The following is a 24,527-nucleotide window of genomic DNA, read 5'->3' as shown; positions in this document are numbered from 1 at the left end:
CGCTGTCGCCAGAGGCGGTCCGGTCAGTCGTCGGGACCCGCGAGGGTCTCGGCCTCTGGCGCCAGAGGTGCGCGGTGGACTTCGGAGGCGCTCGTGATGATGGTTGGCGCTTCGCGAGGCAGGATTTCAGGGCCCGCGAACGTGAGGACGGCGTTATCGGCAGGGCCGAACTCCTCGGTAAAGATCTCCCAAACGGTCAGGAACAGTCCGGCGATGATGGGGCCGATCACGATCCCCGCGATTCCGAACGTGGCGAGGCCGGCCAGGGTGGACAGCAGGATCATGTAGTCTGGCATGCCCGCATCGCGCCCGACGAGGATGGGACGAAGCGCGTTGTCCACGGTCCCGATCACGGCCAAGCCGATCACGACGATGATTAGCGCTTTGACCCAAGAGCCGATGACCACGAGGTAGATCGCAGCCGGGAGCCACACAAGGGCCGTTCCCACGGCGGGGATCAAGGCGCAGATCGACATGATCGCGCCCCACAGGATCGGGGCGCTCAAGCCAACCGCCCAGAATCCGAGGCCTCCGATCGTGCCCTGCACGACGGCGACGATAAATGAGCCTTTGACGGTGGCCCGCGTCACAGCCGCAAAACGACTGAACAGGCGCCTCTCGCGTACGTCCCCGAGAGGAAGCGCCTGGACAAGCTTGTCCACGAGGGAGTCCCCATCTCGCAGGAAGAAGAACAAGAGGTAGAGCGTCACCGCCAGAAGCAGCACGAAGTGTGCGGTCTTTTGCCCCAGGCTCACCACGCTGCTCGCGACGAATTGGCTCGCGTTGAGCGCCGTGCTGGACACCCTCTCGCGAATGCCGTCGAGGTCCACGCCCCAATCCTCCGCCACGCGCGTGGCGCGCGGCAAGAGGCTTTCCGCTTGCTCCAGAATCTCCGTCAGGTCGATCGCGCCCGTGGTCACACCGGTGTACACGGACATCGCCTCGCCCGTCACGGCAAAGCCCAGCCCGATCAGCGGCGCGATCACGAGGAGGAGAATGAGCAGCAGCGTCAGCAGGGATGCCGCCGTTCCGTTCCCCCCCAGCCTCTTGCGCAACCAGCGGAACGGCGCCGAGAAGAGGATCGCCAGGACCGTCGCCCAGAACACAGTCTGCAAGTACCCCCCGAGCAGCCACGCGAACGCGACCGTGACAATTACGACGAGCGTCAGAAATGTCCGGGTTTCGAGGGTCTTCAGTTCCATGGCGAGGGGTTTTCGGCAAGATCCGATAGGCTACGGGAGGGCGCCATCCGGGTTACCCTGTGCCCTCAACGGAGAAGGGCCCGGAGCCAGTCTGACCCCGAGCCCTCGGACGGACGCCAGAGGCGACCTAGCTATCGACGGGCGCCGGGTCCCACTTGAGGACGGTGAGCGTGCCCTCCAGATCGCTCACGAAGATGTGACCGCTGGAGGTGGGGAGCGAGGTGCCCCAGTTGCCGTAGAACGCCGCGTCGTCGTTTTCCGGGTGCGTGTCGTACCGCGCGACTTCGACGGGGGCCGTCAGGTCCGTGATGTCCACGATGCTGACGCCAGAGGCGTAGTGCGAGACGAAGGCGTAGTCACCTTTGATGTGGACGTTGTGCGCCAGGTCGCTCGCGCCGATCCAGTTGCCGACGAGTTCGGGGTTTTCGAGGTCGGTCAAGTCCCACACCTTGACGGTCTTGCTGGCAGTCTCCTCCGTTGTCATCACGTGCGTGCCGTCATCGGTGGGCCACACGTTGTGGACGTAGCCAGGATCGGGGAAGACGGCCTCGCCCATCTTGACGGGGTTGGCCTTGTCGGTCATGTTCCAGATCGAGATCTTCGGCGAGCGGCCTTCTGCGATCCAGAGCGTGTCGCCTCTGGCGTAGATGTCGTGCGAGTCCGGCACGTCCACAGCGCCGACCTCGACGGGCTGGATCGGGTTCGTGAGGTCGAGGGCGACGATCTGGTTACCGTCCGAGTTGAGCATGTAAGCGTGTCCCGTGACGGTGTCGATCGAGATGTTGTGCGAGGACACGAGCCGGTCGTTCTCGCCCCGGATCACGGCGACCTCCTTCGCGGAGTGCGGAAGGCCGCGGAGGTCGATCACCTGCAGCCCCTCACTCCGGCCATAGGCCTCCGTGGAGATGTAAGCGAACGAGCCGTACGTCTTGATATCGCGCCAGTAGAACGGCGCGCGCTCGGTCGGGCCAGGGATCTGCGCGACGATCTCCAGCGAGGGGACCGCGACGATGGCGATGCCTTCAAGCGTGCCCATCATGGCGTACTCGCTCCCGTCGGGCGCCGTGTAAGCCCACACGTCCGAGCCGCCAACGATATTGGGGACGCCCGCGTTGGGGTTTTCGTCCGCACCGGGGCGCGGCATCGAGGGAAGCTCAACGGTGCCGATGAGTTCGAGCGACTGCGCGAACGACGTGGACGCCATCGCGAGGGCGACGGCTGCGAAGAGGACGATTCGTGTCATGCCTAGAAGGAGGAGAGCGAGCCCCAAAGTAGGGACCGGACACCGCGCACGGCACGGCAGCTCGCCTCTGGCGCGCGCGGGGCCGATGCGATCTTTGCTCTGGCTCCACATCCGCCCGTTGCCCTCGGCTCTCGAAGGTGTCTACCTTGGCGCACTGCCTTCCGGGACGCCGACGGTCCCAGCGACTGGCTCCGTAGCTCAGTTGGTTAGAGCAGCTGGCTTTTAACCAGCGGGTCGAAGGTTCGAGTCCTTCCGGAGTCACTTCGGCCTCGCGTCCCTCGCAAGAGGCCTTGTTCTTTTCTAGCGCTTCTGCGCGCCCTGCCCGGGTGGTGAAATTGGTAGACACGCACGCTTGAGGGGCGTGTGGAGTAAAATCCGTGCTGGTTCGAGTCCAGTCCCGGGCACCCCAGCCGCCTTCCGCATGTCGGGAGGCGGCTTTTTTGTTGGCCTCTGGCGGCGTCCGCCGCAGGGATTTATGCGCGTGAGCGGCCTGCCTCTGGCGCCAGAGGCGTGACTCCTCCTCTCGCCAGAGGCCCGTTCTGTTCGCGCCCTCCGCGCCTCCACTCTCGCTTTCAGCATGGCTCTCCTCACTTTCGACCGCGTTCGCAAGGATTACGGCACCAAGCCGCTGCTCGACGAGGTCTCGTTCGTGATCGAGGCCGACGAGAAGGTGGGCGTGATCGGCGCCAACGGGTCTGGCAAGACGACGCTGCTGAGGCTCGCCTCTGGAGTGGAGCCGCCCGACGGCGGCCGCATCATCAAGGGGTCCGGCGCTCGGATCGGCTACCTGCCCCAGCGGCCGGAGCTGACGCCAGAGGACACGGTCTTGGACGCCGTCTTTGCCGGCGACGGCCCGATGGCGACCGTTCTCCGCGACTACGAGAAAACGGTCCACGCGATGGAGCACGGGGACACGAACCCGGCGCTGATCCAGCGCATGACCGACCTCGCGCACAAGCTGGACGCCTCTGGCGGATGGGACTTGGAAGCGCAGGCACGCGCGGTCTTGGACCGCCTGGGCATCACGGACCTTGACCAGACGGTGGGGACGCTGAGCGGTGGGCAACGCAAGCGCGTGGCGCTGGCTCGCGTGCTCGTGGAGCGGCCCGACCTGCTCATCTTGGACGAGCCCACTAACCACCTCGACGCCGAAACGGTCGGGTGGCTGGAGGACTTTATCCAGTCGTGGACCGGCGCGCTCTTGCTCGTGACGCACGACCGCTACGTGCTGGACCGGGTGACGAACCGGATGCTCGAAGTTGGCGGTGGCGAAGTGGAGCGCTACGTCGGCACCTACTCGGACTACCTCGCGGCCAAGGCCGAGAAGGAGATGCAGGCCGAGGCCGCCGAGGCCACGCGTGCCAACCTCGCCAAGCGCGAGCTCGCGTGGCTCCGCCGCGGCGCCAAAGCGCGCACCAGCAAGTCCAAGCACCGCATCGCCAAAGCGCACGAGCTGTTGGACGCCGCGCCAGAGGCCGCTGGCGCCGAGATCGAAATCGCGTCGGCCACGACGCGGTTGGGCAAGAAGGTGATCGAGATGCAGCGCGTAACCAAGGGCTACGACGGCCGCACGCTCGTCCGCGACTTCACCTACGGCTTTACGCGCAACGACCGCGTCGGCATCATCGGCCCCAACGGGGCGGGCAAGACGACGCTCTTGGAGATGATCACCGGGCGCCTCGCGCCGGACTCCGGGACGGTTGAGCGCGGCCCGACGGTCAGCATCGGCTACTTCGATCAGGAGAGCCGCATCCTAGACGACGAGAAGCGTCTGATCGACATCGTGACCGACGTGGCGGAAAACGTCAAGACCGCCGACGGCTCGATCATCACGGCGGGACAGATGCTGGAGCGGTTTCTGTTTCCGGGCAAGCAGCAGTACACGCCTGTCGGGCTCCTCTCCGGTGGCGAGCGCCGCCGCCTGGTCCTCCTGCGCGTGCTCATGGGCGCGCCCAACGTGCTGATCCTGGACGAGCCCACCAACGACCTGGACATCCCCACGCTCGTCGCGCTGGAGGACTACCTCGACACGTTCGCCGGGTGCCTCATCACGGTCTCCCACGACCGCTACTTCCTAGACCGCACGGCTGAGCACCTTTTCCGCTTCGAAGAGGACGGCCGCTTGCGCGAGATCCCCGGCAACTACAGCGCGTGGTTGGAGATTGAGGCGCGCGAGAAGGCCGCAGAGCAGGCGCGCACCAAGGCGGCTAAAGCCGCTCCCGCACCCGCACCGGTTCAAACGTCCGCGCCAGAGGCCTCTGGCGAGGCGCCGAAAAAGCTCACGTACGCCGAAAAGCGCGAACTGGGAGATGTCGAAGCGCGCATTGAGGCCGCCGAGACCCGCCAGCCGGAGTTGGAGGCGTTGCTCGCCGAGCACGCGACCGACGCGGACAAGGTCGTCGAGTACAGCAAAGAGCTCGGCGCGCTACTCAAGCAGATGGAGGCTGACGTGGAGCGCTGGGCTGAGCTCGCCGAACGCGCTTGAACCTCTGGCGCCAGAGGCTAGCCGAACACGCTCTGGATGCCGTTGACCAACATCTGCACCGCGATCATCATCAGCAGCATCCCCATCAGCCGCTCTAGCGCCGAGAGGCCGCGGCGGCGCAAGAGGCGGTAGAAAAACGGCGCCGCGAGCAGGATCGCGGCCGTCGCGGCCCACGCGAGTAAGAGTCCGGCCGTCCACGTGGCCATCGCGTCGGGCTCGCTCCGCACCATCAGGATCAGCGTGGCGAGCGCGCTCGGGCCCGCAAGCAGCGGGATGGCGATGGGCACGATAAACGGCTCGCCCTCTGGCGTGTCGCCCATGACGCCCTCCGCGCTCGGGAACACCATCCGCAGGCCGATCACGAGAAGCACGATCCCGCCGGCGATCGTGACCGATTCCTGCTTGAGGTGCAGCACGTCGAGCAGGTTCTGCCCGAAGAACAGGAACACCAGCAGGATCGCCAGCGCAATCAGCAACTCGCGCCCGAGCACGATCCACCGCCGCTTGGGCTCCAAATCTTGGAGCAGCGTCAGCGCCAGAGGCACGTTGCCGAGCGGGTCCATCACGAAAAAGAGGACCGTGGCGGCGGAGAGGATGGACGGGCCGGACTCGAACATGGGCGGCGGGGTACGGTAGTGGCCTCTGGCGAGTCTACCGGACAGACACGGTTGCGGCAGGCGGACGTGCCGGGACGGCCTTGGCCGTCGTGATCAGTGCGACGGCGAGGACGACGGTAACGCCAGAGGCGATCACGCGTGGACCGAGCGGCTCGCCCGCGAGCGCCCACCCGAGCAGCACGGCCACGATCGGGTTTACGTAGGCGTAGGTCGACGCTTTGGCGGCCGTGCTCACCTTGAGCAGCCACACGTACGCGGAGTAGCCCACGATCGCGCCGATGAACACCAAGTAGGCCAGCGAGAGGCCGGACTTCAGGGACACCGCCTCTGGCGAGAGACGTTCACCGAGCGCGAGTCCAAAAACGAGGAGCAGGGTGCCGCCGGCGAGCATCTGCATCCCCACATTGAGAAGCGTCGAGTCGGCCTTGGGCGCCCTGCGCTGGTAGATGGAGCCGATGGCCCAACTAAGCGCTGCTCCGCCGACCGCCAGCGCGCCGAGACCGTCCACGGTCTGTCCGCCCAGACTGCTGGGACCCACCAAGAGAAACATCCCGACAAGCCCTACGAGCAATCCGAGCTCGACGGCCCACCCCGGGCGCGTGCCGCCCGGACGGAGCCAGTCGAGGATCACCATCCACATGGGCGTGGACGCGATCAGCAGTGCCGCCACGCCAGAGGGAATGCGCTGCTCCGCCCACGTCACGCCGCCATTCCCGCCCAGCAACAACAGGGCGCCCACGACAACCGCCGTGCGCCACTGCGGACGCGACGGCGCGGCGGCGCCTCTGGCGCGCGACCACCCGTACAGCATCGCGCCCGCCGCGAGGAACCGGATGCCAGCCATCGTGAACGGCGGCATTGTCTCGATGGCGAACCGTATTCCGAGGTACGTCGAGCCCCAGATGATGTAGAGCGCAGCGAACGCCGCGAGCACGGCCGCCAGGGGCGGCTTCTGATCGGTAGACATGGAGCGTGGAGGGAAGCGACCGATGCTAGCCTCTGCTGCCGACTCCGCTTACCTCTCTGGGCGTCCTCTCACGTTCTCCTCTGGCGCCAGAGGCCTACGCCGCCACGGCGCGCGCGGCGACCTCGCGCCGCACGACCGGCGCCACGTCGCGGCCGTAGATCTCGATGGCGCGCATCACATCAGCGTGGTCGATGGGGCCGACAGTGAGTTGGAGCATGTGGCGGTCGTGGCCGAACAGCTCGTGCGCGTAGAGGATCTTGTCGATGGCCTCTTGCGCAGAGCCCAGGACGAGGGCGCCCTCGAGTGCCGTCTCGGCCTCGAACTGCGCGCGGGACGGCGGCGGCCAGCCCCGCTCGCGGCCGATGCGTCCCATCGTGGCCATGAACGGCTCCAGCGCGAGGTCGCGCGCGGCCTCTGGCGTGTCGGCGAGAAAGCCGTGGCCGTTGATGCTCACCTTGAGCGTAGAGGGATCGTGGCCGGATTCGGCGCCGGCCTGCCGGTACAGGTCCACGAGCGGCGCGAACCGGGCCGGGGCCCCGCCGATGATGGCGATCGCCAGAGGCAGACCGAGCACGCCCGCGCGGATCACGCTGTTCGGCGTGCCGCCGACGGCGATCCACACCGGGAGCTTGTCCTGCTGGGGACGAGGGTAGACGCCCTGCCCCGCCAGAGGCGCTCGGTGCGTGCCGCTCCACGTCACGCGCTCGTTCTCACGCAACGCCAGCAGCAGATCCAGCTTTTCCGCGTAGAGCGTGTCGTAGTCGCGGAGGTCGTAGCCGAAGAGTGGGAACGACTCGGTAAACGAGCCGCGGCCCGCCAGAATCTCGGCGCGGCCGTCCGAGAGGAGGTCCAGCGTGGCGAAGTCCTGGAACACGCGGACAGGATCGTCCGACGAGAGGACGGTGACGGCGCTCGTGAGGCGGATGTTTTGGGTGCGCGCGGCTGCGGCGCCGAGGATGACAGCGGGAGCGCTCGCGGCGTAGTCCATCCGGTGGTGCTCCCCCACACCGAACACGTCGAGGCCGATCTGGTCGGCGAGTTCGATCTCCTCCACCAGGTCGCGGAGGCGAGAGGACTGGGTGTGTCCCGGAGGGACTTCGGCAAACGAGAAGAGACCGAGTTCCATGGCGGCTGCGTTAGTAGTTGTTGTCACAACGAACCAATCGGCCGTCGGGTCCCACCTGGAGCGTCCTCCTCACCGAGGCCCTCCGATGGAGGCCGGCCGCTGGCGCGACGCATCTGGCACCCCGCGCCCTTTCGTGTCACCGTGCCGGCGGTCCGCACCGATTCAGAAGTGTCCCGCGCCGCCCCGCGTTACGAGACGCCCCTCTGGCGCCAGAGGCCTTCGCACCGAGCCGTCGCCCCGTACATTCAAGGGTCCCCACCGCTTTCCGCAAGATGCACCACTCCCCTTTTCGACCCCTCGTCGGACTCCTCGCCCTGGGCTTCCTCGCGAGCGGGTGCAGCGGGAGCGCTCCTGCGCTGGAGACGCAGCGCGACGCGCCAGAGGCCAGCCGCTCTGACATTGAGTCGCTGTACTGGCAGCGGATCGCTGAGAACAAGACGTACTCGGAGGCTGACGTGGCGTACATGACGGGCATGATCGGCCACCACGCGCAGGCGCTCATCCTGGCCGACATGGCCTACCGCAACGCGGCCTCTGGCTCCATCAAGACGCTCGCCGCTCGAATCGAGAACGCGCAGAAGGACGAGATCGAGTCCATGCAACGCTGGCTCCGCGACCGCGGCCAGCCGGTCCCGGTCCCCACCTTCGAAGGCACGCTCCTGACGGTCACGATGGAGGCGCCAGAGGCCTCTGGCGAGATGGACCACAGCGCGATGGACCACCAGGCCTCTGGCGAGATGGAGCACTCCGGGATGGATCACAGCACGATGGACCACTCGGGTATGGATCACGGCGCGATGGGGCACGGCGGCATGGACCACTCGGGGATGCCCGGTATGCTTTCCCAGGCGCAGCTCGACGAGATGAACGCCGCCAAAGGCCGCGCCTTTGACGTCCTGTTCCTGCGCTACATGATCCAGCACCACGCAGGCGCCGTGACCATGACCGACGACCTCTTTACCAAGGACGGCGCCGCACAGGACGACACCGCCTTCAAGATCGCGTCCGACATCCAGGTCGATCAGCGCACCGAGATCGCGCGCATGCAGCTCATGCTCGACCGGCTCTCCGACTAGCTCCGCCTCCGCCAGCCCCGGCACGCCAGAGGCCACCCGTTTCCTTCGCTCACCCCTCCCTCTTTCATGCAACGCTTCTCCCCTTTCCTTGCGCTCGTGGCCCTCGTGGCTCTCGCGGCGTGCTCGGGCTCCTCGCCCATGACGACGCCCGCGCCTGGCGCGATGGAGTCGGACCGGATGCCCGGCGCCATGCCGGGCGCGTCTGACGCCGATCCCCGCGTCGGCCTCGGCGCTGGCCTCTTCGACGCCGAAGAAGCCATCTGGAACCTCAAGATGGTTTCCACCACGCCTCCGCCAGAGGCCTTTGTCGGGGTCACCAACTCCGACCTCGCCTTTAAGGGCAACTACGCGTTCCAGGGCAACTACAACGGCGTGATCATCTGGGACCTCACGGACCCGGCCAACCCGGTCATGGTCAAGGACTTCGTCTGCCCCGCGTCGCAGAGCGACGTGTCCGTGTACGAGAACCTGATGTTCGTCTCCGGCGAGGGCCTCGGTGGCCGCCTCGACTGTGGAACCGAGGGCGTCCGCGAAGCCGTCAGCCCGGACCGCCTCCGTGGCATCCGGATCTTCGACATCTCGGACATCCGTAACCCGGAGTACATCGCCAACGTGCAGACGTGCCGCGGCTCGCACACGCACTCCGTCCTGAAGGACCCGAGCGACGACGAGAACCTCTACATCTACGTCTCCGGCTCGGCCGGCGTCCGCCCCGAGGGCGAACTCGCGGGTTGCTCCAGCGGGATGCCCGGCGAGGACCCCAACACCGCGCTGTTCCGCATCGAAGTCATCCAGGTGCCTCTGGCGAACCCGCAAGCGGCAGCCATCGTCAGCTCGCCTCGCATTTTCGAGGGCCTGACGGAGCCCGAAGGCCACGGCATGTCTCCCGCCGACCTCAGGGAGATTGAGCAGGCTCGCGCCGAAGGCAAGTTCGTCGCGGAGATCCGCGGCAACTCCGTCGTGATTCCCGATCAGTACGTGCGCCAGATGCTCGCCGGCATGGTGGCGCAGCGCGGCGGCTCTGGAGAGCCCACGGCGGCCGATAGCACGATGCTTCGCGAGCAGCTCCCGACCATCATCGCCGCTCAGTTCGGAGCTGGCGACGAGGAGGAGGACGCGGGCCCACAGCCCGGCCCGACGCAGTGCCACGACATCACGCTCTACCCCGAGATCGGTCTCGCCGGCGGTGCTTGCGAAGGCTACGGCTTGCTCCTCGACATCTCGGACCCCGCACGCCCGACGCGCATCCAGGCCGTCGCGGACTCCAACTTCGCCTACTGGCACTCCGCCACGTTCAACAACGACGGCAGCAAGGTGCTGTTCACGGACGAGTGGGGCGGCGGCGGCCAGCCGAAGTGCCGCGAGGACGACCCCATGGAGTGGGGCGCCAACGCCATCTTTACGCTGACCAACAACCGGATGGACTTCGCGAGCTACTACAAGCTCCCGGCAGCCCAGAGCAGCACCGAGAACTGCGTGGCGCACAACGGCTCGCTGATCCCCGTGCCCGGCCGCGACATCATGGTGCAGTCCTGGTACCAGGGCGGCATCTCCGTCTTTGACTGGACGGACGCGGCCAACCCCATCGAGATCGCCTACCACGACCGTGGGCCTATCGACGCGGACAACTTCCAGATGGGCGGTAGCTGGAGCGTCTACTGGTACAACGGCATGATCGTCAACTCCGAGATCGCCAGAGGCCTGGACGTGTTCACGCTCACGCCCAGCGAGTACCTCACGCAGAACGAGATCGACGCCGCCAACACGGTGAAGCTGAGCTACCTCAACGCGCAGGGCCAGCCCAAGTACACGTGGCCGATGTCCTTCTCGCTCGCCAAGGCATACGCCGATCAGGCGATGCGGAACGGGGACATCACCGCTGCGCAGATGTCTCAGCTCACGTTCGGCCTCAACTCCGCAGAGGACGCCTCTGGCGCACAGCGCACCGGGATCCTCAACCAGATCATCGCGCAGGCCTCCGCCAGCCCTGCGCCGAAGGTGCAGAAGATGACCGAGGTCCTCCGGGCTCTCGCAACGATGTAGTCCCCTCTGGCTTCATCCCTTCCGGGCCTCTGGCGATCGCGCCAGAGGCCCGGTTTATGTTCAGGCCCCCGCTCTCCCCAATCGATGCGCTCGCTTCTCGCCCTTCCGCTCCTCTTTTCCCTCGCCGCCTGCAGCGGCAGCACCACCACGCGCACGCCAGAGGCCTCTGGCGAGGTCCAGGTTCAACCCGGCCCCGCCGCGCCCGAGGAGGTCGCGGTGTCGGTGCCGGCGCGAGACGCGGCGAGCACGGCGCTGATGGCACGCGCCAACCAAATCGCGCGAGACGCGATCATCGTGGACGGGCACATCGACGTGCCGTACCGGCTGAAGAACAACTATGTGGATGTGGGCGCCGCAACCGACGGTGGAGACTTCGATTACCCACGCGCGCTGCAAGGGGGATTGGACGCGCCGTTTATGTCGATCTACATCCCCGCCTCCTATCAAGAATCCGGCGGCGCGGCGGCGCTCGCGGACTCGCTGATCGACATGGTGGAGGGCATCGTGGAGCAGCACCCAGACAAGTTCGCCCTGGCCTCTGGCGTGGCGGACGTGCGCGCCAACCACGCGGCAGGCCTGATCTCTCTGCCCCTGGGCATGGAGAACGGCGCGCCGGTGGAGGGCGACCTGGCGAACCTCGCGCACTTCCACGCCAGAGGCATCCGCTACATCACGCTCACGCACAGCAGGGACAACGAGATCTCGGATTCCTCGTACGACGAGACCGGGACGCACGGAGGGTTGAGCGATTTCGGACGCGACGTGGTCCGCGAGATGAACCGCCTCGGCATCATGGTCGACATCTCGCACGTGAGCGACAACGCCTTCGACGACGTGATGGAGGTCACGAGCGCACCCGTTATCGCGAGCCACTCCTCGGCGCGGCGCTTTACGCCGGGCTTCGAGCGCAACCTGGACGACGGCCGCATCGAACGGCTGGCCGAGAACGGCGGCGTCATCATGATCAACTACGGCTCGTCGTTCCTGCTGAAGCGATACCAGGACGACCGGGACGCGGCGCGGGCTCGCATCCTAGAAGAAGCGGAACGCCGCGGCTGGGAGCCCGGCAGTGACGACTTCAACGCCTACAGTGACCAGTACTTCCGCGACAACGTCCCGTACGCCGATCTGCAGGATGTCGTTGACCACATCGACCACGTCGTCGGTCTCGTCGGCATCGACCACGTCGGCATCGGCTCGGACTACGATGGTGTGGGTGACTCCCTCCCGACCGGATTGAAGGACGTCGCCTCGTACCCCAACCTCATCGCGGCGCTTCTCCAGAAGGGCTACTCCGAGACCGACATCCGGAAGCTTCTCGGCGAGAACGCGCTCCGCGTCTGGGCCGAGGTGGAGCGCATCGCCGCACGCTCCTAGCCTCTGGCGCCAGTGAACATTGCTTCCGTCCTGTACTTCCTTTCCGGCCTCGTGTTGATAGCAGGTGGGATATGGATCTGGGTCCGCTCGATCCCTACGCCCGGCGAGTCCGTGCGAGTCTCGTGGTCAGAGCGAAGCAGTAAGAGGCTACCCGAGGGTGGGTCTAGAATCATCTTCGCATTGGTAATACTAGGTTTCGCACTTATCGCGAAAGCGCTTAACGGCTAACGCCAGAGGCCTCTGGCGCGGATCGCGCAGGTGCAGGCCGCCTCGTAGCTTCTGGCGTCGCCCTCCAGACCCGCCCAACCGCATGAAAACCCTCCGCCTGCTCCTCTGCGTCCTCGCGTGTGGAAGCGCTTACGCACAGCCCGCGCTCCAGAGCGAGCACCTCGCCGATCCCGACCTGCTCGTCGACGTGCTCCGCACGAACGCGGAGTTCTGGCTGGACGACGCCTGGGACACGTCGCGCGGCGGCTTCTACACCAACGTCGCCCGAGACGGCCGGGTCAACTTCAGTTGGGGATCGGACAAAAACGTCCTGACGCAGAGCCGCAACACCTTCGCGTTCGTCCGCGCGTTCCAGCTCACCGGCGAGGAGCGGTTCTTGGACGCCGCCCGGAGCGCGCTCGATTTCCAGTACGCACACGGCTGGGACGCCACCAACGGCGGCTGGTACGAAAAGCTGGGGCCGACTGGAACAGTCCAGGGCGCCAACAGCGACAAAACCTCGTTTATCCAGCACTACGCCGTGCTCGGGCCTCTGGCGATGTGGGAGGCGACGGGCAACCCCACTGACCGCCAGTGGACGCTGGACGGCCTTGCATGGAACGACGCCCACCTCTGGGACAGCCGAACCGGCCTGGAAGGCTACTTTGACCGGGTCCGCCGCGACGGCTCCTCAGGCACCGGTAAAGGCTTCAACGCGACCGTGGACGCTTTTACCACGCACGCCTTCGCGCTGAATGCGCTGGAGGGCTCCGCCGACACGCGCCAGAGGCTCAACGACTTGGTCGCAAACGTGCAAGACCGCCTCCTCCCCACTATGGACGACGGCGTGATCGGCTTTGCCGAGCAGTACTCCACCGATTGGAACGTGCTCTCGGGTGCGGGCGACCAGCGCCGCACCATCATGGGCCACGTGCTCAAGACCGCGTGGGTGCTGGCCCGCTACGCCGAAGTCACCGGCGAAACGCAGCCTCTGGCGGACGCGCAGATGTTGGCGGATCACGTTCTCGCCAGAGGCTACGACCACGAGTTCGGAGGCCCGTACAAGGATTACGACCGGTTCACCGGCGAGATGCTTCTCTACGGCTTGCAGGACTCCACCAAGGCGTGGTGGCAAATGGAACAGGCCGTGACGGCCGGGCTGGAGTTGTACCGGCAGACCGGAGAGGAGCGCTGGGTGGAGATGGCGGACGAGACGATGGCCTTCTTTATGGACCACTTCCAAGACGCCACCTTTGGCGAGGTCTACGCCGACGTGACGCGGGACGGCCGCACGATCCCGCAGTGGGGCAACCTCTTCAAAGGCGACAACTACAAAGCCGCATACCACTCGGCAGAGCTGGCCTACCTCGCCCACCTGTACGCGACGCTATACGTCCACGGCGAGCCGGCCACGGTGTACTACCGCTTCGACGCGGCCCCCGCGCTGCGCACGATTCCGCTCAACCCCATTGACGCCGGACCCGATGGTCTCCGCCTCGCCTCCGCCACGCTCGGAGGTCAGCCTCTGGCGGTTGACGCCATCGCAAGGACCGTCACGATTCCAGCCGACGTTTCGGGCGTGGTCACCGCCACGTTCTCCAACCCAGAGCCCGTCGTCCTAGAAAGCGCGCCTCTGGCGACGCTCTCTTTGAGCGCTCCGGCGCCCAACCCCGCCAGAGGCCGCGTACGCCTCCGCGCAAGCCTCGCGGCCCCCGCCGACGTCTCGCTTACCGTCCACGACGCGCTCGGGCGCGAGGTCGCCGTTCTCGCCAGAGGCCCGTGGCCGGCTGGCGACCAGTCGGTCTCGTTCGACACCGCCGCGCTCGCCTCTGGGGTCTACATCGTGCGCCTCTCAGCCTCGGGCGACGTGCGCACAACGATGCTGACCGTCGTGCGCTAAGCGCCGTCTGCCGTCCTGCCAGAGGCCTCTGGCGGGCTCGGTCCATTTTCCGCTCGGCTAGCCGGCCACTACCGCCAGAGGACAACGCGTGCTAAACTGACGCGCTGCCTCCTCCCACCCGTTTCCGCATGAAGGCTCTCCTCTCCCTCCTCGCCTGCGCGCTTGTCTGTGGAAGCGCTTACGCACAGCCGCGCGGCGCTGCGCCGGATGTGCTCTTTCAGGGCTTCCACTGGAACGTCCACCCCGGCGACCACGCGACGGACAGCGGGGGCGTATGGTGGGACTCCGTTGCGACGGTCGCTCCGCGTTTGGCCGCGGGCGGTGTGCAAACGGTCTGGATCCCCTCACCCGTCAAGGGCGGCAGCGGTCGGTGGTCGATGGGCTACGACCCGTACGACTACTACGACCTGGGCTCTATCGGGCAGAAAGGCAGTGTGCGCACGCGCTTTGGCACCGAGGCGCAGCTTCGCGCCGCTATCGCGCAGATGAAGACGAGCGGGCTGCGGGTCATGGCGGACGTGGTGCTGAACCACCGCGATGGCGCCGACGCGCAGTCCAACGTGGCCTGCGTGCCGGGCGGTGGCGCTCCGTTCCTCAAATGGAACGTGTTCAACCCGCTCAGTGGGCGCTTCCCGGCCGGCCCAAACGCGTTCCACAGCAACACGACGCACTGCGACTTCGACGCACCCTACCACGACGCGCCGTTCGGGCAAGACATCTGCTACTTCCACGACTACGACCGCGTCCTAGACCCTAGCGCCCCTAACAACGGGTGGTACCACGGTCAACAAGGCATGGGCGCGACCGCCGACTCACTTGTCGCCTGGGGCCGCTGGATCATGGACGACCTCGGCGCGGACGAGGTGCGCCTGGACGCGATCAAGCACATCGACCCGGCCTTTCTTGCGCCGTGGGTTGTAGAGCTATCCTCTGGCGAGCAGCCCTTCGCGCTCGGTGAGAACTGGTCCAGCACGGGCGAGATCATCGCGTACCACAACCAAGTCGAGAGCTTCAACTCCACGTTCGGAAGCGGTGGCAAAGACGCCAACATGGCGATGTTCGACTTTGGACTGCGCTACGCGCTCCGCGATATGGCCAACGGCGGCGGGAGCTACGACATGCAGAACCTCAACGGCGCCGGCCTTCACTTTGGCGGCCTGGACCCGTTCGATGTCGTCACGTTCGTCGAGAACCACGACGTGGACCGCGTAGGCTGGCAGGGCGCCGACTGCTCCGAGCCCGGCGCCGTCCAGACCGGCAGCACCTGCGTTAAGCCCGGCATCGACAGCGGGCATGACCCCATCGTCTCGCGCAAGCATATGGCCTACGCCGTCATCATGGCCTCCGAAGGCCGCCCGACGGTGTATTGGAAGGACTACGTCTGGTTCGGTCTGGGCGATGAGATTGACTGGCTGATGGCGCTCCGCCGTTCCACCGCGCAGGGCGAGAGCCGACCGATGAACGCCCTCAGCCCCGGCGGCACGCTCCCCAACAACGCCTTCAACCTCTCGGACCTCTGGGCGCTCACTCGCGACGGCGATGCGGCCTCTGGCGCCGGCCGGTACGGCATGGCGCTCGCCATCAACGACGCTGGCGGCGGAGAACTCGGCACCTACGTCAACACCCCACACTCGAACCTCGAACTCAAGGACTACTCCGACGCCTACGCGTTTGAGACGACGACGGCGTTCGGCGACAACCGGGCGCTCGTCAAGGCGCGAGGCGGTAACTACGCGTGGTGGGCACCGACGGGTTTGTACCCGCGCCCCCTGGATGAGCCTGCGTCCGCGTTTAACGCCTCGGCGGCGCCAGGCGGCAAAATCCACCACATCGTGCTTCGCGCGAGCGACGCGTCCTCCCTCGTCGTCAATGGTGCGCCGATCCAGCCGGGGGATCAGGTCGCGGTTCTTGCTCCAGGTGCAACCGCCACCTCTGGCGCAAACGTCGCAGGCATTGGTCGCGTCGGACAGCGGCTGCGCTGGGACGGCGTGCACGACATGACTATCGAGGTGCTCGGCAACGGCGCTAACATCGGCGCCGACGGCAGCCGCCTCAACGATGGAGACGCCCTTCGCCTGGTCGTCTACGACGCCGACACTCAGCAGACCTTCGAAGCCGGCAGCGTCGCGTGGGCCTCTGGCGGCACCGGCTTCACGTTCAACCCGCTGCGCCCGGCCTCTCGCGGCGGCGCGTTTTCCTTCGGCACGACCGACGGCGACGGGATGTACACCGATGGGGCCGTCTCCCTCGTCACCGCCTTCGAGGCCGGTGCCAGCACACCGCCGATCGTGCTGACCGGCGAGGCCGGGTGGCGCATGATGGCACTCCCCTACCCCGACCTCGGTCTGGGCGGTAGCGATCCCGCGAACCAGGGCGGCGCGGTGACTCCGGGCTTGCTGGAACCACTGTACACCGCCGGCTATGCCGGCGCGGACATCGACGAGGACGGCTCTGGCGGCTACGCCAACGTCTTCCTCTACCAGGAGTCCGACGTGAGCTACCCGCTCCCCGCCACCTCCACGTCGGTCCCGACCGGCCGGGGCTTCTGGTTCTACGCCTTCGAGGACGACGACCCATTCACGAACGGCACGCAGGGCACCTTCCCCAAGGTGCTACCTGCCAGCGGCACGCCTCTGGCGACCGACCACGACTTCGGCATCACCTACACGTCTTCGTCCGCGTTCCGGGGCGGGCACCTGCTCGGCAACCCGTATGACCAGGACCTGGACTGGGACCACGCCGACTGGACCAAGACCAAGATCTCGTCCACGATCTACGTGTACGACCCCGCCTACAACGGCGGCGACTACCTCTCGTGGACGACCGGAGTGGGCGGGACGCTGAAAGAGGGCACCATCCCGGTCGGCCAGGGCTTTTTCGTCTACGCAACGGGCTCCAACCCGCGGCTCGTCGCGCCGTCGTCGGCGCGGCTGGGCACGTGGAGCCCGATCAACGGCTTGGCAGAGACCGCGCCAGAGGCCTCTGGCGCAAGCGCCAAGAACCGCGAGGACACGCTGCCCCACGTCCGCCTCCGTCTGACCGGTCAGGTCGGCGGGCACAACCGCACGGCGCGGCTCGCCATCGCGGTCGATGCCGACGCCGCGCCGGGCTTGGACACGCGGGACGCCCTCGCGATTGCTCCCGCAGCAGGCGCCGACGCGCTGAGGCTCGTGGCCGCGACGCCAGAGGCCGACGCGCTGACGGTCTCGGCCGTCCCCGGCGAGGCGCTGATCCCCGTCCACGCCGAAGCGATCGCCTCTGGCGCGCCATCGGACGCCGAGGCGACGCTCGCCTGGGAGCCGGTCGCGCTGCCGGACGGCTGGACCGCCACGCTTTTTGACCGCACGAGCGGCCAGAGCTACGACCTCACAACCTCCGGCGAGGTCCGCCTCGCACTCTTGGCCGACGACGCGCGCCTGGATTTCCCCGACGCTCCAGAGGCGCAGAAGCAGGGCAGCGCCGCCCCGTCTCTCCTTCCGCTCCGGCTCGATGGCTCCGGCGAGGCGCGCTTCGCGATCTCGATCCGCCCCGCCATCACGACCGAAACCTCGGGCGGCGCAGCCTCCACGTTCGTTCTCGGGGCGCCGCTACCCAACCCGACGAGCAGCGTGACGCGGATCCCGTTCTCGCTGGGCGCGAGCACGGACGCGCGGCTTGCGGTCTACGACGCGCTGGGCCGCGAGGTCGCCGTGCTGGTAGAAGCCTCGCTCCGTGCGGGCGAGCACGAGGCCACACTAGACACCGCGCCTCTGGCGCCAGGCGTCTACGTGGTACGGCTCACGGCGGGATCGGAGACGCTGACGCGGCGCGTGACCGTCGTCCGGTAGCGCCGCTGGCGGACGGGGGCTGCGGCCCGTGGCCGTCAGATGCGTCTGGTGGGACGCCTCTGGCGGCGCGGGTCGCCAGAGGCGAGACTGTGGTCCCGCCCCGCTTCACCATGCGTTCCGCTCTCGTCGCCGCCGTTCTCCTCTTCGCCGCTGCGCCTCTGGCGCCGACGGCCGCGCAAACGGCGTACGTCGGCGGGCGTTGGTTCACCGGGGAGCGGTTCGCACCGCGCGATACGGTCTGGGCCTCTGGCGGCGTGTTCACCTCGCGGCCCCTGGCGCCAGAGGCCGCCCGCGTCGTGGACCTGGACGGGCGGTACATCGTGCCGCCGTTTGGCGACGCGCACACGCACATGCTCGCGGATTCGTACTCCGCCGGCCTCGCGCACGAGCTGTTCGTGGACCGCGGCGTGTTGTACGCGCTCGTCCTCAACGACGACGCCAGAGGCGGACCCCGCGGCGACCTCCCCGCAGGCCTCGATGTCGCACTCGCCCACGGCGGGATTACCTCTACCGGCAGCCACCCGGCGCCGCTCTACGAGCGCCTCGCGCGCAACCCCAACGCGGCCTCTGGCGCCGCACGCAGCGACACGCTCGCGTGGACGGCCCACCGCCGCGCGTACTGGTTTTTCGATACGCCCGCGATCGTTGAGCAAGAATGGGCCGACTTCCTCGCGACCGAGCCCGACGCCGTCAAGGTGTACCTCACCTACAACGCGCGCTGCGACGGCCGCCCCACCTACCGCGGATGTGGGCTCTCGCCTCAGGCGCTCCACGAGGTCGTCCGCCGGTCGCGAGAGGCCGGGCTCCCGGTCGTGGCCCACGTCAACACTCGCGACGACGTGCGCCGCGCCGTGGAAGCCGGCGTGGACGCCCTGGCGCACCTGCCGAGCGGCAACGACGGCATCGGGACCGCCGACCCGCGTTTCTGGCTCGACGCGGAGACGGTCGCGCGGATGGCCTCTGGCGGGGTGACTGCGATCCCGACGGCGTCGCTGCTCATGAAGGACCTCGACGCGTTTCGCGCGGACACTCTACAGACCGAGGTCGCGCGCCAACGCGCCGAACTCCAGGCTCTGCACGCCGCCGGCGTGCCCCTCGCGCTCGGCGCCGATCAGTGGCGGCGGAGCGCCGCGTTCGAGGCCGACTACCTCGCCGCAGCGGGCGTGTTCGAACCCGCCGTACTCTTGGACCTGTGGAGCCGCGTCACGCCCCAGACCGTGCTTCCGGATCGCGAGATCGGCCGACTCGCGCCGGGCTACGAGGCCAGCTTTCTCGCCCTCGCCTGCGACCCTCTGGCGGACTGGACGTGCACGCGGCGGATCACTCACCTCGAAAAGCAGGGCGTCGCGCTGCGCTCGTCGCCAGAGGCCTCTGGCGACCCGGCCGAAACGGTTCGCCTCTGGCGCGAGGTCGATCTCGCGGCGTTCACGGCCCCACCAGAGGCCAGCGACGGGCCGCTGCGTGCGGGACTCAAAGCGCTCGTCGACGCTGACTTCGACGGCGCTGCGCGGCGATTAACAGAAGCGCTGGACGCGGTCCCGGATTCGCTCCGGCCGTTTGTGCACAGCCGGATCGGGGACGCGGCGGCGGCGCGTTTCGACTGGGACGCCGCGCTTGGCGCCTGGAAGGCCTCTGGCGACGACGTGGAAGGCGGGACAGTTGCCGGCTGGGCGCGATTCCCGGGGGCGAGCGTCCGGTTTAGCGCGCCAGAGGCGACGGTGCCTTTCGATCACCTCAGGGTGCCCGCAGCGGTCAACGGCGAAGCCGTCCGCGCCATCGTAGACACTGGCGGGCCGAACACGAGCGTCTCGCGCGGCCTAGCCCAGCGGCTCGGCCTGCGCGTCGACTCCACCGCCAGAGGCTTCAGCTACGTCCCCTCGGCAGGGACCACCACCCCCAACTACGCCGTCTTGATCGACAGCGTGCAGGTCGGCGCCGCGACGTTCTACAACGTGCCCGCGACGGTCTCGTGGACCGATGACGCCTCTGGCGAAGCAGTTGAGCCCGGCGAGGAGACCATCTTCCTCGGCGCGATGCTGCTGCGACGCTTCGCAGGCGCCATCCGCTACAACTACGCCGACTCCACGTTCACCATCGTCCGTGACGTGCCCCGGACCGACGCGCGGCCCAACTCGATCATCGAAGGCCAACTCGCGCCCGCCATCGCCGCGACCGTCAACGGATCGCGCGCGAAGGCACTTGTCGACACCGGCAGCAGCACGGATGTGTACCTCGCCTCTGGCGAGTTCGAGATTCCGCCAGAGGCGTACACGCGCACCATCAGCGGCACGCTCGCCAGCGGCTACACGTGGACGCAGAGGCTCTACGCCCTCCCGTTCGAGATCGACGGCCACCCCGCGTCGACGCTGGAGGCGTACGAAGCCAGCTACATCCTCAACGCCGACTCGCCCGTGACCGTCCTGCTCGGCAAAACGGTCTGGCGCGAGGGGACGCTCACGATCGACTTCGTCAACCGCCGCGTGAGCTACGCGCCCGCTTTCAGATGATGCCTCTCCTCCGCCTCGCCAGAGGCCTCGCGGTCCTCGTCGCGCTCGCCGCCCCGCCTCTGGCGCAGACCGTCGCGGTGGTCGATGTCTCGCTCGTTCCGCTGGACTCGGCGCACACGATTCCGCACCATACCGTGCTGATCGAGGACGGCGTGATCGTGAGCGTCGGGGGTGCGAGCGAGGTGGCGGTCCCGCCAGAGGCGACGGTCGTGGACGGCGCCGGACGGTTCTTGATGCCGGGGCTTTCGGACATGCACATGCATTTCGCCGCGCCGGGCGTGCAGGCCTCGGCGGAGAGCAATCGCGCGACGCTGGCGCTGCTGCTCGCGCACGGCGTGACAAGCGTGCGCAACCTGTGGGGCTCGGAGGCGCTGCTCGCGCTCCGCGACAGCGTCGACGCGGGCCACCTCTTCGGGCCGCGGATCTGGACGACGGGGCCGTTTGTCGTCGGTCGGCCCGACACGCTGACCGCGCCGTGGTCCGAGCGCGAGTTGGCCTCTGGCGAGCCGGGCTACATCTACGCGCGGACGGAGGAGGACGGGCGCGCGGCGGTTCGCTACCACGCCGCCAGAGGCTACGACGGCCTGAAGGTGCACAACCAGACGCCAATGGCGGTCTACCGCGGCGTGATCGACGAGTCGGAGCGCCTAGGTGTAGCCGTCGTGGGACACGCGCCGTGGGCGGTCGGTTTGGGGCACGTCCTCACGCACGACGGGCAGAGCAGCGTGGAGCACTACGATTCGTTCGTCGGCCTCGCCCAGGCCTCTGGCGCGCCTTCGCGCACGGCATCCGCGTGGTACGACCGGACGCTCGGCGCGGCGCAGTACGCCAGCGACGACCGCCTCGCGCTGCTCGCAGAACTCGCTGAGGTCTCCGGCATGTGGTTCACGCCCACCACTCTCGTCGCCGAGTGGTACTCCGGCCCGCAGCCCGATATGATCGCGCGGCTCGGCGCGCCAGAGGTGCTCCGCTACACGTCGGCGGCGCAGCGTGGCCTCTGGCGCGCCTACGCCGAGGGCTTCGCCGTCAACTACGCCGCGTGGGGGCTCGACATGAACGACGACCGCATCTTCGCACTCCGCACACTCCGAGCGCTGCACGGAGCCGGAGCGCGGCTGCTTGTAGGCAGCGACGCGCCCGCGACGATGGCCCCGCAGGGCCTCGCGCTGCACGACGAGATGGCACTCTGGGCCGAGGCCGGTCTCTCGCCTCTGGCGATCCTCCAGGCCGCCGCGCTCGCGCCGCACGCCTACTTCCGCGAGGTCGGATTCTCCGAGTTCACCGGTGCCATCGCCGTCGGCCAGCCCGCCGATCTCGTGCTGCTCAACGCCGACCCTCTGGCGGACATCGCCCACGCCCGCGAGATCGAGTCCGTCATCGCCAGAGGCCGCCTGCTCACGCGCACCGATCTTGACGCCATGCTCGCGATCGTTGAAGCCACCTACGCCGCCTCTGGCGAGAACGCGCCGTGACGCCAGAGGCCCCGCTCCCGCGCCTGACGTGGCGCGGCGTCGGCTTCGTCGCGGCGGTGTACGTGGCGCTGGCCGTCGTCTACGCCGCGACCATCGCCGGGAGCTACCTCACCGTGCGGCCTCTGGCGGAAACCCTCGCGACGTTCGCCGTCCTGGTACCCCGGTCGCTCCTGGACTACGCGATCAAAGGCGCGCTGACGCTGCCCGTCTGGTGGCTCGTCGTGCGCGGGATGGACCGGCGCGGATCGGGCGCGCAGTTGGCAGCGCACGCCTTTCTCGGTCCGCTCTGGGTGGCCGCTTGGTTCTGGACATACCGGCCTCTGGCGGCCGCACTGGGCTACTCCATCCTGACCGGCGGCGGCGAGGTCTGGGACATCTACATCCCGGCGCTGATCTACGCGGGCCAGTTCGCCGCTTTCCACGCCGTGCGGACCGTCGCCAAGGAGCGCTACCGCGCCGACCGCGAGCACCTTCTGCGCGACGCCGCCCGGCAGGCCGAGCTCTCGGCGCTCAAAGCGCAGCTCAACCCGCACTTCCTGTTCAACACCCTCAACTCGATCTCGGCGAGCGTCCCGCCCCAGGCCGAGCACACGCGCGAGCTCGTCTCCCGCCTCGCGCATCTCATGCGCTACGCGCTCGACGCGAGCCGCCGCGAGACCGTCGCGCTGGACGCCGAACTCCAGTTCACCCGCGCCTACCTCGACCTGGAGCAGGAGCGCATCGGCGACCGCCTCCGCGTGGAATGGGACGTGGACAGCGCCGCCAGAGGCCTGTCGCTGCCGCCCATGCTGGTGCAGCCGCTCGTGGAGAACGCCGTGCGCCACGGCATCGCGCCGAGCATCGAAGGCGGAACCGTCCGCGTCTCGGCGCGCCTCCGCGGCTCCACGCTCGCCATCGAAGTCGCCGACACCGGCCGCGGGCTGGCCTCTGGCGAGAGCGTCGACCTTATCGCGTCCCGCACCCGGACGGACGGCGGCGTCGGGCTCGGCAACACGCACGCGCGGCTGCTCTCGCTGGGCGCCTCTGGCGTCGAGATCGACGCGACGCCCGGCGAGCCCGGCTTCGCGGTCCGCTTCGCGCTGGAGGTGGAGCGCCCCGAGTCGCCTCTGGCGCCAGAGGCCGGAGTGAGGCGTGATGCGAGATTCGCGACGCCCTCGCCCTAGCCCCCTCACGCATCCCGCTTCACGGATCACGCCCATGCGCGCCATCATCGCGGACGACGAGGCCCCGGCCCGCCGCCTACTCCGGCAGTATCTCGGCGACTTTCCCGAGGTCGAGATCGTCGCCGAGGCCGCCAACGGCATCGAAGCCGAGGCGAGCGTCCGCGAGCACGCGCCCGACCTGCTGTTCCTGGACGTGCAGATGCCCGGCCGCACCGGCTTCGAGGTCATGGACGCGCTCCGCCTCGCGCCGCCCGCGTCCATGCCCCGCGTCATCTTCTCCACGGCCTTCGACCAGTACGCCGTCCGCGCCTTCGAGGTGGCCGCCGTCGACTACCTGCTCAAGCCGTACAGCCGCGCCCGCTTCTCCGAGGCCGTCCGCCGCGCTCTCGACGCCTCGGCCTCTGGCGCCATTCCCGGCCTGGACGACCTCGCGGCGCTTCTCGACGCCCGCCAGAGGCCGACCTACGCCGAGCGCCTGCTCGTGCGCGACGGCGTGCGCGTGATCCCGGTAGAGACCGCCGAGATCCTGTGGGCCGAGGCCTCTGGCGACACCACGACGCTCCACGCGACGGGCGGGCGCTCCTTCCTCGTCGGCCAACGGCTCGGCGCGCTGACCGAGCGGCTCGACCCCGAGCGGTTCGTGCGCGTCCACCGCTCCGCCGTGGTCGCCCTTGGCGCGCTCCGCGGCCTGGAGCCCGACGGCTCCGGCGGCTTTCACGCCGCGCTCGTGGACGGAACCGCCCTCCGCGTCAGCCGGACCTACGCCCCCGCCCTCCGCAACCGGCTGGTCTAGGTCGCGCCTCGCCAGAGTCCGCCCGCGCGCTATCCTCGCGAGGTGAACTGGCGCCGCCACCTGCTCTGGATCGACTGCTCGGCGGGTGCCGCTGTCGGGACGCTCGTGCTCATCCTCCACGGCTGGCTGAGCAATCTGTACGCCCTGCCCGTGGGCTTCGTCTTGTTCATGGGCCTCGCCAACGTCGCGTACGCCTGCGGCTCGTTCTCGCTCGCCGTGCGGCGCCAGAGGCATTTGGCGGGCGTCCAGGCACTCGCTATCGCCAATATGGCGTGGGGCGCGTTTCTGATCGGGATGACCGTCGTCTTCGCGCGAGAGGCCAGCGCGTTCGGGCTCGCGACGCTGGTCGCGGAAGCGGTATTCGTGGGCGGCCTCGGGGCCGTGGAGTGGCGCCACCGGCATGGGCTCCTCACGGCCTGAGGCACCGCGCCAGAGGCCTCTGGCGCCAGAGGCGCGTTCCCCTTCCGACGCCCGCCGAGCCCCTGGCGAACCCTTTGGCCGCCTCTGGCGTCATGCAGGGCT

The 24,527-nt window shown here is 68.2% G+C and carries 16 protein-coding genes and 2 tRNA genes; 13 read left to right on the top strand and 5 right to left on the bottom strand.

The annotated features are described in order from the left end of the window. Positions 1–23: 23 nt before the first annotated feature. On the bottom strand, positions 24–1,202 hold the full coding sequence (locus BSZ36_RS06800; protein WP_094547235.1) for an AI-2E family transporter: 1,179 nt from the start codon (positions 1,200–1,202) through the stop codon (positions 24–26). A gap of 127 nt (positions 1,203–1,329) precedes the next feature. Then, complete coding sequence (locus BSZ36_RS06795; protein WP_179271060.1) at positions 1,330–2,445, bottom strand: LVIVD repeat-containing protein; 1,116 nt, start codon at positions 2,443–2,445, stop codon at positions 1,330–1,332. A gap of 187 nt (positions 2,446–2,632) precedes the next feature. On the opposite strand from BSZ36_RS06795, the gene BSZ36_RS06790 reads away from it, so the two are divergent. The 3 genes from BSZ36_RS06790 to BSZ36_RS06780 all read left to right on the top strand — a co-directional run bounded on the left by BSZ36_RS06790 (position 2,633) and on the right by BSZ36_RS06780 (position 4,930). Then, a tRNA-Lys gene (locus BSZ36_RS06790) sits at positions 2,633–2,706 on the top strand. Between the two features lie 59 nt (positions 2,707–2,765). Further along, positions 2,766–2,849: transfer RNA gene (locus BSZ36_RS06785), tRNA-Leu, on the top strand. Between the two features lie 173 nt (positions 2,850–3,022). Beyond that, positions 3,023–4,930 (top strand): ABC-F family ATP-binding cassette domain-containing protein, encoded by a 1,908-nt coding sequence (locus BSZ36_RS06780; protein ID WP_094547231.1) that lies wholly within the window; start codon positions 3,023–3,025, stop codon positions 4,928–4,930. Between the two features lie 17 nt (positions 4,931–4,947). Here BSZ36_RS06780 and BSZ36_RS06775 read toward each other — a convergent pair whose 3' ends face one another. The 3 genes from BSZ36_RS06775 to BSZ36_RS06765 all read right to left on the bottom strand — a co-directional run bounded on the left by BSZ36_RS06775 (position 4,948) and on the right by BSZ36_RS06765 (position 7,640). After that, a complete protein-coding gene (locus BSZ36_RS06775) occupies positions 4,948–5,547 on the bottom strand; it encodes a MarC family protein (protein ID WP_094547229.1) in 600 nt (199 codons plus the stop codon). A 34-nt stretch (positions 5,548–5,581) separates the two neighbouring features. Further along, positions 5,582–6,514 (bottom strand): EamA family transporter, encoded by a 933-nt coding sequence (locus BSZ36_RS06770; RefSeq protein WP_094547227.1) that lies wholly within the window; start codon positions 6,512–6,514, stop codon positions 5,582–5,584. A gap of 94 nt (positions 6,515–6,608) precedes the next feature. Next, a complete protein-coding gene (locus BSZ36_RS06765; protein WP_094547225.1) occupies positions 6,609–7,640 on the bottom strand; it encodes an LLM class flavin-dependent oxidoreductase in 1,032 nt (343 codons plus the stop codon). 272 nt (positions 7,641–7,912) lie between these two features. Here BSZ36_RS06765 and BSZ36_RS06760 point away from each other — a divergent pair, with 272 nt between their 5' ends. The 10 genes from BSZ36_RS06760 (at position 7,913) to BSZ36_RS06715 (ending at position 24,425) form a co-directional block, all read left to right on the top strand. Continuing rightward, on the top strand, positions 7,913–8,716 hold the full coding sequence (locus tag BSZ36_RS06760) for a DUF305 domain-containing protein (protein WP_094547223.1): 804 nt from the start codon (positions 7,913–7,915) through the stop codon (positions 8,714–8,716). Between the two features lie 66 nt (positions 8,717–8,782). Next, entirely contained in the window at positions 8,783–10,759 is a 1,977-nt protein-coding gene (locus tag BSZ36_RS06755; RefSeq protein WP_094547221.1) for an LVIVD repeat-containing protein, read from the top strand. Positions 10,760–10,843: 84 nt separating this feature from the next. Then, a complete protein-coding gene (locus tag BSZ36_RS06750; protein WP_094547219.1) occupies positions 10,844–12,136 on the top strand; it encodes a dipeptidase in 1,293 nt (430 codons plus the stop codon). A gap of 310 nt (positions 12,137–12,446) precedes the next feature. Further along, positions 12,447–14,243, top strand: a complete 1,797-nt coding sequence (locus BSZ36_RS06745) for an AGE family epimerase/isomerase (protein WP_094547217.1) — start codon at positions 12,447–12,449, stop codon at positions 14,241–14,243. Positions 14,244–14,371: 128 nt separating this feature from the next. Next, complete coding sequence (locus BSZ36_RS06740) at positions 14,372–18,070, top strand: T9SS type A sorting domain-containing protein (protein WP_094547215.1); 3,699 nt, start codon at positions 14,372–14,374, stop codon at positions 18,068–18,070. A 110-nt stretch (positions 18,071–18,180) separates the two neighbouring features. Next, on the top strand, positions 18,181–20,577 hold the full coding sequence (locus BSZ36_RS06735; protein ID WP_094547213.1) for an aspartyl protease family protein: 2,397 nt from the start codon (positions 18,181–18,183) through the stop codon (positions 20,575–20,577). Continuing rightward, positions 20,574–22,049 carry an amidohydrolase family protein gene (locus BSZ36_RS06730; RefSeq protein WP_094547211.1) on the top strand — a complete coding sequence of 492 codons (1,476 nt, stop codon included), beginning with the start codon at positions 20,574–20,576 and terminating at the stop codon, positions 22,047–22,049. The genes BSZ36_RS06735 and BSZ36_RS06730 overlap by 4 nt, the downstream gene beginning before the upstream one ends. Further along, entirely contained in the window at positions 22,046–23,212 is a 1,167-nt protein-coding gene (locus BSZ36_RS06725; protein WP_094547209.1) for a sensor histidine kinase, read from the top strand. Before BSZ36_RS06730 ends, BSZ36_RS06725 begins: the two co-directional genes overlap by 4 nt. Positions 23,213–23,246: 34 nt before the next feature. After that, positions 23,247–24,005, top strand: coding sequence for a LytR/AlgR family response regulator transcription factor (locus BSZ36_RS06720; RefSeq protein WP_094547206.1), 759 nt, complete (start codon positions 23,247–23,249; stop codon positions 24,003–24,005). A gap of 42 nt (positions 24,006–24,047) precedes the next feature. After that, entirely contained in the window at positions 24,048–24,425 is a 378-nt protein-coding gene (locus BSZ36_RS06715) for a hypothetical protein (protein ID WP_094547204.1), read from the top strand. Positions 24,426–24,527 lie beyond the last annotated feature (102 nt).

The organism is Rubricoccus marinus, assembly GCF_002257665.1.
Lineage (GTDB): Bacteria > Bacteroidota > Rhodothermia > Rhodothermales > Rubricoccaceae > Rubricoccus > Rubricoccus marinus.
The sequence above is the reverse complement of the archived record's forward strand: the minus strand, read 5'-3'. Positions and strand labels throughout refer to the sequence as shown.